Here is a 12,936-nt window from a genome sequence, read left to right on the forward strand (position 1 = left end):
CCATCGGCGGCCTGTTTTCATTTCTGGCTAAAACAGTTCAGATCTTTTCTGTATACATTCGCATACCGTCTTTCTTTTTTCATCTCGGGGGTGTAGAAAGCCCTCAAATTCGATTCCAACCCAAAGAGGCATCTCATGACCAAAATCAAGGTAGAGAACCCCGTCGTAGAACTCGACGGTGACGAAATGACCCGCATCATCTGGCAGTTCATCAAAGACAAACTGATCCTGCCATACCTTGATATTGATCTGAAATATTATGACCTTGGTATCGAAGCACGCGACGAAACCGACGACCAGATCACCATTGACGCGGCTGAAGCGATCAAGAAATACGGCGTTGGCGTCAAATGTGCGACCATCACTCCGGATGAAGCCCGCGTTGAAGAATTCGGCCTGAAGAAAATGTGGCGTTCGCCAAACGGCACCATCCGCAACATCCTGGGTGGTGTTGTATTCCGTCAGCCGATCATCTGTCAGAACGTACCACGTCTGGTTCCAGGTTGGACCCAGCCGATTGTTATTGGCCGTCATGCGTTTGGTGATCAGTATAAAGCGACTGATTTCCTCTTCCCTGGCAAGGGCAAGCTGACCATGAAATTCGTTGGCGAAGATGGCACCACCATTGAGAAAGACGTTTATGACGCCCCCGCCGCCGGTGTTGCGATGGGTATGTATAACCTGGATCAGTCCATCATCGATTTCGCACGCGCATCCATGAACTACGGCCTGAAACTGGGCTGGCCTGTGTATCTGTCCACCAAGAACACCATCCTGAAAGCCTATGACGGCCGCTTCATGGATCTGTTCCAGAAGGTGTACGAAGAAGAATTCGAAGCTGATTTCAAAAAAGCTGGCATCACCTATGAACACCGTCTGATTGATGACATGGTGGCATGTGCGATGAAATGGAACGGTGGTTTTGTCTGGGCTTGTAAGAACTATGACGGCGACGTTCAGTCCGACACCGTGGCACAGGGCTTTGGTTCCCTTGGTCTGATGACATCCCAGCTGATGACACCAGACGGAAAAATCGTTGAAGCCGAAGCCGCCCACGGTACTGTGACCCGTCACTACCGTCAGCACCAGGCTGGTAAAGAGACCTCCACGAACTCTATCGCGTCTATCTTTGCATGGACCGGTGGTCTGAAGCACCGTGCGAAACTGGATGAAAACACACAGCTGATGAACTTTGCAGAGACCCTGGAAAAAGTCATCGTAGACACAGTTGAATCCGGCGACATGACCAAAGATCTGGCGCTGCTGGTTGGTCCGGATCAGAAATGGCTGACCACTATGGGCTTCCTTGAGAAGGTTAATGAAAACCTTGGCAAGGCGCTGGCGGGTTAACCCGACCACACATTCAATTCAGAAAGCCGCCGCAAAAATGTGGCGGCTTTTTTGTGCGTACCTCCTGTTCTCCGCCAGAATTAGCCAGACTTATACCCCTTTGGTTGATTTTACTCTTCCGTCAGGACCGTCAACGTGAAACAACCCTTAAGGGATTTGACGCTTTGCGCGGCAGAACAGACTGGGGATATTCATGAATAAAAACATCAGCATGGCACTGGCCGCAACACTGTCCATGACCGCACAGCCAATGATCGCAGACACATGGGTCTGGGGGCGTGTCGAAGCCTTTGACCGCACAGAAGGCACGGATCTGAAACAAATTCTGGGCAATCTGTCAGCCGGAACAGCATTGGGAACAACCGATCTCTGGGTGAACGCGGATTATTCGCGTCTGAATCTGGATATTGGCAGCATTGAGCACAGTAATCTTGATTTCGGTGCTGATTTCGCCCTGTCTGATCATCTTCGCCTGGATGTCACTTACAGTCACCTGCGTCAGGATGATAAGTTTTTCAGCTTTAAAGATCACACGCGTTTTGAGAACTCTGAAGTTGGCCTGACCTGGAGTGGCAATAACTGGTTCCTGCGCGCAGGTTTTGCAGCCCTGGATCGGGATTTGCCGGATACGGCCGGAGATTACTGGTCCCTTGGCGCAGGTCTGTCACTGTCTTCCCGCACGACTGCAACGCTGATCACCTATATCCCGAATGATGACGCCAGCCACATTACAGCGATGGGCCTGAACCATGCCGCAGACCGGTTCACGATCAGCGCCCATTATGTTCATGCAACTGATGCACAACGGATTTTCAATGCCCGGGTCGATATGCCCCTGAATGAAAAACTGGATCTGCAGGGCTATCTGTCCCATTACAGCCAGCCGGATGAAGATCTTTACACATCCATCGGTGCCGGACTGCGCTATCAATTTGCCGAACGCGCTGCTGTGTATGGTGCTGTGGAACACATTATGCCAGATGATGATATTGATAATTTTGCCTCCATTGGCATCGGTATTGATTTTGCTCTGAGAGATCGCCCTGCCCGCCGGATGAATTTTGCTGAACAGGTCGGCAAGCCTGTCTTCCTGAACGGTCAGCTGCCCGGGAACCGTCTGCGGGTGATCAACTGATATACGCCAACCACCCAGTGAGACGCCCGCAGTTGCGACACTGCGGGCGTTTGACATTTGTCATGCAGCGTGATCAGTGATTTAGAAAAAACGGTCCCTGTCATGAAAAACCACATAAAATCCCAGCCGCCCGAAGGCCACAAAGAACCCCATCGCCAGGCTGCGCATGCCTGGTATGAGGATGCGATTGCGATTGGCATCGGCACTTTGATGTGCAGCTTTTCCGTGGCTTTGCTGACAAAACTGGGCCTGATCACCGGGCAGACCGCAGGGCTTGGGGTTCTTTTGTCTTATGTTACGGACTGGGAATTCGGGACGATCTTTTTCATTCTGAACATCCCCTTCTATCTGCTGGCATGGTTTCGTCTGGGCCTGATCTTTACCCTGAAAACCTTTCTGGCCGTGGCTGTTGTCACCGCCCAGATGCATTTCATGCCGGCAATGGTACAGTTTGAAACGCTGAACCCCTGGTTTGGTGCCATTCTGTCCGGGTCGCTTGCGGGTGCGGGCCTGCTGATCCTGTTTCGCCATGGGACAAGCCTTGGTGGCATTGGTGTGCTGGGACTTTACATTCAGGAACGCACGGGGTTTCAGGCCGGGTGGTTCCAGCTGTCTGTTGATGCGGTGATCTTTACGATTGCCCTGTTTGTGCTGAATCTGCCCCTGGTGGCGTTTTCCCTGCTGGGTGCCCTGATCACCAATATGGCGATTGGCATGAACCACCGCAAAGACCGCTATATCGCGCGCTGATCAGCCCATGAAATCACAAAGGCGGACGTGATCCTTTGTGAAAACAGCCAGCTTGCCCGCAGGCAATTCGATCCAGTCGTCGCTGCTGGTTTCCAATGGTTCAGACACCACCATCCAGCCTTCAGACTGCGTGCAGCGTTTGTAATACACTGTGGGTGCAATATGGTCAGAACTGGCGCGGGCGGCATAGAGGTTTTCACCGTCTGACATGGCCACGGACAGACGCAGATGCGGGGTTTCGCCTTTCTCGCGCGACAGATTTTCCAGATCGCGGGCGGCTTTCACCAGGGCATTCACCGGATCCTGATCCAGCCCGTGATGAAGCGCACGCAGGAACAGAACCTCACTGTCGGTTGCGCCTTTGCGTTCGTGGTAAAGTTCGTCCGGGATCAGCATATCGGCACTGCGACGGAAATGTTCAAAGCCCCCGACCTGACCATTGTGCATGAAGCTCCAGCGGCCGGATGTGAACGGGTGACAGTTGTTGCGGCTAGTGGCCGATCCGGTAGAGGCACGCACATGGGCCAGAAACAGGCCGGATTTGATCTGCGCCGCGACAGAGGCAAGATTGGGATCAGACCAGGCGGGCAGCACGTCACGAAACAAGCCGGGTTCAGGCCGGTGCGCATACCAGGCAATCCCAAACCCATCGGCATTGATTGCGGTTTTCGCCTCTGAGGCGGCCTGACTTTGCACAAGCAGGGAATGGGCCGGTGCGGAAATCACCTGCTCAAGGAAAATCGGCTGGCCAATAAAGGCGGCCCATCGGCACATAGGGAATACTTTCGTTGTTTGGGGCTGCTTACAGCAAAACAAAAGCCCTGCCCACCGCTCTCTCCTTCGGTGGCAGGGCTTTGCGAAACGTCGGGCGACTTATTTCCCGCGGTTCTTTGTCTTATCGTACATCTGGGCGATCATCTTGCTGGCGGTCTTTTCAAACAGACAGGGGATCACCGCATGGATCAGCGCGGCAAAAGCGGCCAGAAACAGTTTGAACGAAAACTTTCCGGCAAATGCCGCATGTTCCAGATAGCTTTCCTCGACGGCGCGCGGATGCTCAAGAAATACTTTGCTGATCATTTTTCTGTCCTGTTCTGACCTGTTTGCGTTCACCCATATTATCTGGGGCCGCGCGTGAAGTGTTCCCAATCTCTGGTAGATTTCGCTTGATACGGTGACATTTTCACCTGTATTGATATCTTATGGTGACAATTGATGATACAGACCGCAAAATCCTGAAACACCTGCAACGGGATGCCTCCCTGAGTCTGGAAGCCCTGGGCGAGGCTGTGAACCTGTCGCGCAATGGCTGCTGGCGGCGGGTGCGCGCGATGGAAGAATCCGGCGTAATCCGTAAACGTGTTACCCTGCTTGATCCGGATAAGCTGGATCTTGGGTTGATTGTTTTCATCCAGATCCGCACGCGATCGCATGATGCGGACTGGCTGACAAAATTTGCCCGCGCCACCCGCGAGATGCCGGAAATTCTGGGTGCCTATCGTATGACTGGCGATCTGGATTATCTGATCCGCGCAAGAGTGCGCGATGTGAAGGATTATGACGATCTTTATCAGCGGCTCATTTCCAGGGTGGACATGTCGGATGTTTCCGCGTCTTTTGTCATGGAAGAACTGAAAGAAACCACCGAGCTGCCGCTTTAGGCGCGCAGGCCCCTTTCCCGGATTTGCCCCATGCCAATGCACTATATCTACCTGATCTGCGCCGTGATTGCGGAAACCATAGGCACGGCGTCTATGCAGGCCAGTCAACAGTTCACAAAACCCCTGCCCTCGCTTGTGGTTGTGGTCAGCTATGCTGTGTCCTTCTACCTGCTTAGTCTGACCCTGAAATTCATGCCCGTTGGCGTGGTCTATGCCCTTTGGTCCGGGCTTGGTATTGTTCTGATTGCCCTGATCGGCCTGGCGGTGTTCGGGCAGAAACTGGATCTGCCTGCGGTGATTGGCCTTGGTCTGATCATTGCCGGGGTTCTGGTGATTAACCTGTTTTCACACAGCGCAACCCACTGATACGAATTGCCGGGCAGGTTGCTGGTTGCAACAACACCCTATTCCCTTTGATGCCTTAGCGACAGCACACGGAGCAGACATGGCAGGTTATCAGGCATTTCAGCGCGGCTTTCGGCGGGCACTGAAAGGACAGGAACTTCCAGAGGAGTTCACGTGGCGGGATGCACTGCCCAATGTGTTGTTCTTTGGCGGTCTGGCCAGCCTGCTGATCACTCTGATGGAACCCGAAAGCTCTGAACAGCTGAATTTCCTTGAGTCGCTTATACATTGGTTTCTGCATTTTGCCCTGTCTGCGGTCCTGTGGCTTTCTGCTTTTATGTGGCTTGTGCGACGTCAGCTATCACCGCGGCTACTGCCCTTTGTGGGCGTGTTGATCACACCTCTGATTTTTGCTGCGATTTCTCTGACGGTGGATATTGGTTCAGGAACAGAAGAAAACCCGCAAGATAGCCTGGCGTTGCTGCCCTGGTGGTATTTCACGGAACTTACCGGGGTTGGCTGGAACGCCCTGATCCTGGGAACAGTTCTGACCCTTGTGATCTACGCTGTGGATGCTGCGGGTGATCCTGCCCCCGTACCTGCCGTTCCGGCACGTGAACCGCCTGCCCTCCACAGACTTTTTAGCGCAATTCCCCCACAACGGGATATCAGGCTGATCCGTGCGGAAGCGCAGGACCACTATGTTGCGTTTGTTACTGATCAGGGCACGCATCTGGTTCTGATGCCTTTCTCAGACGCAATTGAGAAACTGGCGGTTTATAATGGGCTGCAATGTCACCGGTCTCACTGGATTATCCGCGATCAGGTTCACAATCTGCGCAAGGCCGGTTCAGCCTGGGAATGTGAGATGGTAAACGGCGATATCGTCCCTGTCAGCCGTCGTCGTGCGCCAGAAGTACGCAAAGCCCTGAAACCGGCATAAATACCGCGCCACGGATGGATTTTTTGATTTAAGGCTGGCTTTTTCTGCGCCTGCACGATAGGGCCGCAGCAAACCCCTGAAACGCATGACATGGCAGGACGACCCAACCGATGGATCTTCGCAATATCGCTATCATCGCTCACGTTGACCACGGCAAAACGACCCTGGTAGATGAGCTTCTGAAACAATCCGGTGTATTCCGGGACAACCAGGCCGTTGCAGAACGCGCCATGGACAGCAACGATCTGGAACGCGAACGCGGTATCACGATCTTTGCGAAACCCACATCTGTGGAATGGAAAGACACGCGTATCAACATCGTTGACACCCCGGGCCACGCTGACTTTGGTGGCGAAGTAGAACGTATTCTGTCCATGGTTGACGGTGTTGTTCTGTTGGTTGACGCCGCAGAAGGCCCGATGCCACAAACTAAATTTGTGACCTCCAAGGCGCTTGCCCTGGGTCTGCGACCGATTGTTGTTGTGAACAAAGTCGACAAACCAGACGGTGAACCTGACCGGGCGCTGGACGAATGTTTTGACCTGTTCGCAAGCCTTGACGCCACGGACGAGCAGCTTGATTTCCCAACCATGTACGCATCCGGCCGTAATGGCTGGGCTGACATGGAACTGGACGGCCCACGCAAAGATCTGTCCGCGATGTTCGATCTGATCCTGGATCACGTCCCGGCCCCTGCGCAGATTTCACGCAAAGACGAACCATTCCAGATGCTTGCGACCACTTTGGGTTCCGACCCATTCCTGGGCCGTATGCTGACGGGTCGCGTTGAAGCAGGCACACTGAAAGCTGGCGAAAGCATCAAAGCGATGTCCCGCGATGGTGATCTGATCGAGAACTTCCGCGCAACCAAGATCATGGCGTTCCGTGGTCTGGCACAACAGGAAATCGACGTGGCCGAAGCTGGCGATATCGTTTCAGTGGCCGGCATGACCAAATCCACTGTTGCGGATTCCCTGCTCGCCCCATCTGTCAGCGAACCTCTGCCTGCGCAGCCAATCGATCCACCCACCATCACAGTGACCTTCGGCATCAACGATAGCCCGCTGGCGGGTCGTGACGGCAAGAAAGTTCAGTCTCGTGTGATCCGTGACCGCCTGATGAAAGAAGCAGAAGGCAACGTTGCGATTAAAATCACCGACACTCCAGGTGGTGAAGCTTTTGAGGTTGCCGGTCGTGGTGAACTTCAGATGGGTGTTCTGATTGAGAACATGCGTCGCGAAGGCTTTGAGCTGTCCATCTCTCGCCCACAGGTGCTGTTCCAGGACATCGACGGTGTTCGCCACGAGCCAATCGAAGAAGTCACCATTGATGTGGATGACGAATATTCCGGCGCTGTGATCGAAAAACTGACAGGCACCCGCAAAGGTGAGCTGACAGAAATGCGCCCCGCTGGTGCGGGTAAAACACGGATCATCGCGAATGTTCCGTCTCGTGGCCTGATCGGTTATCACGGTGAATTCCTGACCGACACGCGCGGCACCGGCGTTCTGAACCGTGTGTTCCACGACTGGGCCCCACACAAAGGCGCAATCCCGGGTCGTCGTGCTGGCGTTCTGATTTCCATGGAAAACGGCACATCCGTTGCTTACGCTCTGTGGAACCTGGAAGATCGCGGCAAGATGATGATCGGCTCACAGGCTGAGGTGTATCAGGGCATGATCATCGGTGAACATTCCCGTGAAAACGATCTGGAAGTGAACCCGCTGAAAGGCAAAAAACTGACCAACGTGCGTGCATCTGGCACCGACGAAGCAGTGCGCCTGACCACACCGATCACCCTGTCTCTGGAAGAAGCGATTGCTTACATCGACAATGATGAACTGGTGGAAGTGACACCAAACAACATCCGTCTGCGCAAACGCTACCTTGACCCGCATGAGCGCAAGCGCTTTGCTAAATCACTGGCTGGATAAGCGCCAGTTGATTGAGTGTTAAAGAAAGATGAAAGGCGGTCTCTTGAGGCCGCCTTTTACTTTGAAGTCACAGGATCACCGATGCGAATGTGACCGGGTGTAATTACCTCAGCGCACCAGCCACCGTGGCCACGCATGGCGTTGTAACCGCCAGGGCCCAGGATCACCTCCATCCGGGAACATGGGGCGCAGGGCGATGTGATTTTCAGGGTGACGTCGCCGATCTTCAGAATCTGATTGCGCAAAGCGGACAGATTGATGCCTGACACCATCAGATTGCGGCGCAGCAGTTCCGGCGTGATATCAGGTTTCCCGCAAAGCGCTGTAATCACGGGCAGATGTTCCGCCTGGATCAAAGTAACAGCACGTTTGCCGGGGCTGGGATGGCGATCACCGACAAGCCCGGCCTCAGTCACATCGGTCCTGTCAGGGGTGATCAGATCAGCCTTACGCGCGGGGCGCAGGCCGATCCAGTCAAGTCGCCCTGCCCGCGCGTGATTTTGCATCAGCGCGCGCAGAGGCGATGTCTCATTCACTGGTTTCAACAACCATCAGTTCGCGCTCAGATGCGCCGCGCGCGTGGTTCAGGGCTTCCTGATATTCTGGTGAATGGTAACAGGCCACCGCCGTATCCACGTCAGGGAATTTCGCCACAACATTGCGCGGACGTTCCTTGCCCTCAAGTTGCACAAAGCGGCCACCACGGGCGATGAATTCACCGCCGTGTTTTGCCACGGCAGGCCCGGCCAGTTTTGCGTATTTTCCGTAAGCTTCTTCGTCAGTTACGGTTACATGTGCGATCCAGAGTGCGCCCATAATTATCCCTCCAGGACAGATTTAGCTGCGGCAATCGCCGCGTCAGCATTTTCAACAGATTTACCGCCGCCCTGCGCCATATCCGGACGACCACCGCCACCTTTGCCACCCAGTTCGGGCACAGCCGCGCGCACAAGATCAACCGCAGAAAGATCACCTTTCAGATCATCGGTCACACCTGCGGCAACCGCCGCTTTACCGCCGGCATCGGCGATCAGAAGAACAGCACCACTTCCAAGTCGGGACTTATGTTCATCAATCAGTGACGGCAGATCACGTGGTGAAACACCTTCAACAACCTGCGCGAAGAATTTGATACCATTGATGCTTTCAGCTTCGGGCGCAGAATCACCGCTGCCTGCCATCGCAAGCTGTTTGCGCAGATCAGCGACCTCAGATGTCAGTGATTTGCGTTCTGCCATCAGGGCTTTGACACGGTCGGACAGTTCTTCAGGGCGGGCCTTCAGATTGCCGGCAATGTCTTTGATCCGCGCATCCTGGGCAGCAAGGTAATCAAATGCCGCCTGACTTGTCAGGGCCTCGATCCGGCGTACACCGGACGAACTGGCGCTGTCGCCAAGGCAGACAAACATGCCGATGTCGCCGGTCTGGTGCACATGTGTGCCACCGCAAAGTTCCAGTGAATAAGTGTCGCCATCATTGCCTTTGCCAGAACCGCTTTCACGCCCCATGGACACAACGCGCACTTCGTCGCCGTATTTTTCACCAAACAGCGCCTGCGCCCCCAGGGCACGGGCATCATCCGGTGTCATGATCCGGGTTTCAACCGGGGTGTTCTGTCGGATGAAAGCGTTAACATCCTGTTCAACTTGCTTAATTTCAGCATCGGACATCGCCGCATTATGTGAGAAATCAAACCGCAGACGATCATCCGCATTCAGAGAGCCACGCTGTGCCACGTGATCACCAAGATGCACCCGCAGCGCTTCGTGCAGCAGGTGTGTTGCGGAATGGTTCGCGCGAATTTGGGTGCGGCGTGTGTGATCAACCTTCAGCTCAGCACCCTGCCCGGTCTCAATCGAACCTTCGGTCACTTTGGCTGAATGCACAAACACACCCGCTGTTTTGCGCGTATCTGTGATTTCGACTTTGCTGGTTTCGGTTTGCAGCACACCGCTATCGCCAACCTGACCACCACTTTCCGCATAGAAAGGCGTTTGGTTCAGAGCGATCTGAATTTCGTCACCTTTGGCCGCCTTATCCTGGGCCTTACCACCGGATACCAGCGCCAGAACCTGCCCTTCGGCGATCTCTGTGTCATAGCCCAGGAATTCGGTCACACCGTGCTTGTCAGCGATGTCGAACCAGACCGTTGAATCCGCCGCATCACCAGAACCGGACCAGGCCGCACGCGCCTTGGCTTTCTGTTCTTCCATCGCGGCGTTAAAACCATCCACATCCGCACCACGACCCTGTTCGCGCAATGCATCCTGTGTCAGATCCAGCGGGAAACCAAAGGTGTCATACAGTTTAAATGCCGCTTCACCAGGCAGATCTGCACCTTCCGGCAGCTTGGAAACTTCGGCATCAAGCAGAGTCAGCCCCCGGTCAAGTGTCTGACGGAAACGGGTTTCCTCGTTCAAAAGCGTTTCTTCAATCATGGTCTGGCCATGGGACAGTTCTGGGAAAGCCTGGCCCATTTGCGCCACAAGTTCCGGCACCAGACGGTGCATCACAGGATCTTTCGCCCCAAGAATATGCGCATGACGCATGGCACGACGCATAATACGGCGCAGCACATAACCGCGGCCTTCATTGGACGGCATCACGCCATCAGCAATCAGGAAAGACGTGGAACGCAGGTGATCCGCGATCACGCGGTGATGCACGTTTTTATCGCCATACGGATCAACGCTAGTCGCATGCGCGGAAGCTTCGATCAGCGCTTTGAACAGATCGGTGTCATAGTTGTCATGGCTGCCCTGCATCAACGCGCCGATACGTTCCAGCCCCATGCCGGTATCAATGGACGGCTTTGGCAGGTTTTCACGACGGCCATCTTCGAACTGTTCGTATTGCATGAATACGAGGTTCCAGATCTCGATGAAGCGGTCACCATCTTCGTCCGGAGAACCGGGAGGGCCGCCCCAGATATGTTCGCCGTGATCATAAAAAATCTCGGTACACGGGCCACAGGGACCAGTCGGCCCCATGGACCAGAAGTTGTCAGATGTTGCGATGCGAATGATGCGATCATCCGACAGACCCGCGTACTTTTTCCAGATATTCGCCGCTTCGTCATCGTCGTGATAAACGGTTACCAGAAGTTTATCTTTGTTAATGCCGAACTCTTTGGTGATCAGATCCCATGCGAAAGGGATGGCGTCTTCTTTAAAGTAATCGCCAAAGCTGAAGTTGCCCAGCATTTCAAAGAATGTGTGGTGGCGGGCCGTGTAGCCCACGTTATCCAGGTCGTTGTGCTTGCCTCCGGCCCGTACACATTTCTGGCTGGTCGTGGCGCGCTGATAATCGCGGGTTTCAACGCCGGTAAACAGGTTTTTAAACTGTACCATGCCCGCGTTTGTGAACATCAAAGTCGGGTCATTGCGCGGAACAAGCGGTGAGCTGTCCACAACCTCGTGACCATTTTTGTCGAAGTAGTTCAGAAACGTCGATCGGATATCGTTAAGTCCGGGCATTTTGGTCGCACTTTCGCATTGATAATCTGGCTTTTGAGACATTTAGCGACCACAGGCACAACTGTCCACAGGCAGGCCAGGGCGATGCCGGGTATTTAAGTGAATTTGTAAATAAAAACCCCGGCGACGTTCTGTCACCGGGGTATTTTCTGATCCTTCTGGATCTCTGATCTTAAAGCTTACGCATTTATGATCGGGGATTATCCATCCAGCACGTCATCATCATCGCCCATACCCGGAGGCATGTCGAAATCCAGGCCATGGGCCGCACGGATTTTATCTTCGATCTCAAACGCTGTGCGGTTGTTTTCGCGCAGGTAATTTTTCGCGTTCTCACGCCCCTGCCCGATGCGTTCATCCCCATAAGAGAACCAGGAACCGGACTTATCGACCACACCGGCTTTGACACCAAGATCAAGCAATTCGCCCATCTTGGAAATGCCTTCACCATACATGATGTCGAATTCCACCTGTTTGAACGGTGGCGCAACTTTGTTTTTAACCACTTTCACCCGAGTCTGGTTGCCAACGATTTCATCGCGATCTTTAATCGCACCAATGCGGCGGATATCCAGGCGTACAGAGCTGTAGAACTTCAGCGCATTGCCACCAGTTGTGGTTTCAGGTGAGCCAAACATCACACCAATTTTCATCCGGATCTGGTTAATGAAAACAACCATGCACTTGGAACGCGAAATGGAACCTGTCAGTTTGCGCATCGCCTGACTCATCAGGCGGGCGTGCACGCCAACGGAGCTATCGCCCATATCCCCTTCAAGTTCAGATTTCGGCGTCAGGGCGGCAACGGAATCGACCACAACCATGCTGACTGCACCGGAACGCACCAGGGTATCAACGATTTCCAGGGATTGTTCCCCGGTGTCAGGCTGAGAAATCAGCAATTCATCAAGGTCGACGCCAAGCTTCTTTGCGTATTGTGGATCAAGCGCGTGTTCTGCATCAACAAATGCGCAAACCCCGCCCTTTTTCTGTTCTTCTGCAATGCAATGCAGGGTCAGCGTCGTTTTACCGGAACTCTCTGGACCGTAAATTTCAACGATCCTGCCCTTCGGCAGACCACCAATACCCAAAGCAATATCAAGACCCAGCGAGCCGGTTGATGTTGCTTCGATTTCCTGGACGGCATTCGCATCGCCCAGTTTCATAATTGAACCTTTACCAAATTGACGTTCAATCTGGGCCAGTGCGGAATCGAGCGCCTTCTGACGGTCGGTGTTTTTCTTATCAGTCATACTCAAAAGATCTGCCGTTGCCATTTGTTATGCGTCCTTATCCCATACCGGGGAGCGCCCGGCAATTTATGTTTTGTTCTACACTTGTT

The 12,936-nt window shown here is 53.9% G+C and carries 13 protein-coding genes; 7 read left to right on the forward strand and 6 right to left on the reverse strand.

The features are described 5' to 3' along the window. The first annotated feature begins 135 nt into the window (after positions 1 to 135). The 3 genes from H1D41_RS01400 (at position 136) to H1D41_RS01410 (ending at position 3,235) form a co-directional block, all read left to right on the forward strand. Positions 136 to 1,350, forward strand: a complete 1,215-nt coding sequence (locus tag H1D41_RS01400; protein ID WP_228847226.1) for an NADP-dependent isocitrate dehydrogenase — start codon at positions 136 to 138, stop codon at positions 1,348 to 1,350. A gap of 193 nt (positions 1,351 to 1,543) precedes the next feature. Next, complete coding sequence (locus H1D41_RS01405; RefSeq protein ID WP_228847227.1) at positions 1,544 to 2,485, forward strand: hypothetical protein; 942 nt, start codon at positions 1,544 to 1,546, stop codon at positions 2,483 to 2,485. Positions 2,486 to 2,587: 102 nt separating this feature from the next. Next, the gene (locus tag H1D41_RS01410) at positions 2,588 to 3,235 is read left to right on the forward strand and encodes a YitT family protein (RefSeq protein WP_228847228.1); all 648 of its coding nucleotides are present in this window, start codon (positions 2,588 to 2,590) and stop codon (positions 3,233 to 3,235) included. Here H1D41_RS01410 and H1D41_RS01415 read toward each other — a convergent pair whose 3' ends face one another. Beyond that, complete coding sequence (locus tag H1D41_RS01415) at positions 3,236 to 4,009, reverse strand: class II glutamine amidotransferase (protein WP_228847229.1); 774 nt, start codon at positions 4,007 to 4,009, stop codon at positions 3,236 to 3,238. Positions 4,010 to 4,108: 99 nt separating this feature from the next. Beyond that, positions 4,109 to 4,315: a DUF6356 family protein gene (locus tag H1D41_RS01420; RefSeq protein ID WP_228847230.1), complete on the reverse strand. Its 207-nt coding sequence runs from the start codon at positions 4,313 to 4,315 to the stop codon at positions 4,109 to 4,111. Positions 4,316 to 4,437: 122 nt separating this feature from the next. Here H1D41_RS01420 and H1D41_RS01425 point away from each other — a divergent pair, with 122 nt between their 5' ends. The 4 genes from H1D41_RS01425 to typA all read left to right on the forward strand — a co-directional run bounded on the left by H1D41_RS01425 (position 4,438) and on the right by typA (position 8,118). Then, entirely contained in the window at positions 4,438 to 4,896 is a 459-nt protein-coding gene (locus H1D41_RS01425) for an Lrp/AsnC family transcriptional regulator (protein ID WP_228847231.1), read from the forward strand. A gap of 30 nt (positions 4,897 to 4,926) precedes the next feature. Continuing rightward, complete coding sequence (locus H1D41_RS01430) at positions 4,927 to 5,262, forward strand: DMT family transporter (RefSeq protein ID WP_324250248.1); 336 nt, start codon at positions 4,927 to 4,929, stop codon at positions 5,260 to 5,262. A 79-nt stretch (positions 5,263 to 5,341) separates the two neighbouring features. Further along, on the forward strand, positions 5,342 to 6,184 hold the full coding sequence (locus tag H1D41_RS01435; protein WP_228847232.1) for a LytTR family DNA-binding domain-containing protein: 843 nt from the start codon (positions 5,342 to 5,344) through the stop codon (positions 6,182 to 6,184). Positions 6,185 to 6,294: 110 nt separating this feature from the next. Then, positions 6,295 to 8,118: a translational GTPase TypA gene (typA, locus tag H1D41_RS01440; protein WP_228847233.1), complete on the forward strand. Its 1,824-nt coding sequence runs from the start codon at positions 6,295 to 6,297 to the stop codon at positions 8,116 to 8,118. 56 nt (positions 8,119 to 8,174) lie between these two features. On the opposite strand, the gene H1D41_RS01445 is transcribed toward typA, so the two are convergent. The 4 genes from H1D41_RS01445 to recA all read right to left on the reverse strand — a co-directional run bounded on the left by H1D41_RS01445 (position 8,175) and on the right by recA (position 12,871). After that, entirely contained in the window at positions 8,175 to 8,624 is a 450-nt protein-coding gene (locus tag H1D41_RS01445; protein ID WP_228847377.1) for an MOSC domain-containing protein, read from the reverse strand. A 22-nt stretch (positions 8,625 to 8,646) separates the two neighbouring features. Next, on the reverse strand, positions 8,647 to 8,934 hold the full coding sequence (locus H1D41_RS01450) for a DUF1330 domain-containing protein (protein ID WP_107496067.1): 288 nt from the start codon (positions 8,932 to 8,934) through the stop codon (positions 8,647 to 8,649). 2 nt (positions 8,935 to 8,936) lie between these two features. Further along, a complete protein-coding gene (alaS, locus tag H1D41_RS01455) occupies positions 8,937 to 11,594 on the reverse strand; it encodes an alanine--tRNA ligase (RefSeq protein WP_228847234.1) in 2,658 nt (885 codons plus the stop codon). Between the two features lie 200 nt (positions 11,595 to 11,794). Beyond that, complete coding sequence (recA, locus tag H1D41_RS01460) at positions 11,795 to 12,871, reverse strand: recombinase RecA (protein ID WP_324250249.1); 1,077 nt, start codon at positions 12,869 to 12,871, stop codon at positions 11,795 to 11,797. Between the last annotated feature and the right edge of the window lie 65 nt (positions 12,872 to 12,936).

The sequence above is a fragment of the Halocynthiibacter styelae genome (assembly GCF_016123485.1).
GTDB classification, from domain to species: Bacteria; Pseudomonadota; Alphaproteobacteria; order Rhodobacterales; family Rhodobacteraceae; genus Halocynthiibacter; species Halocynthiibacter styelae.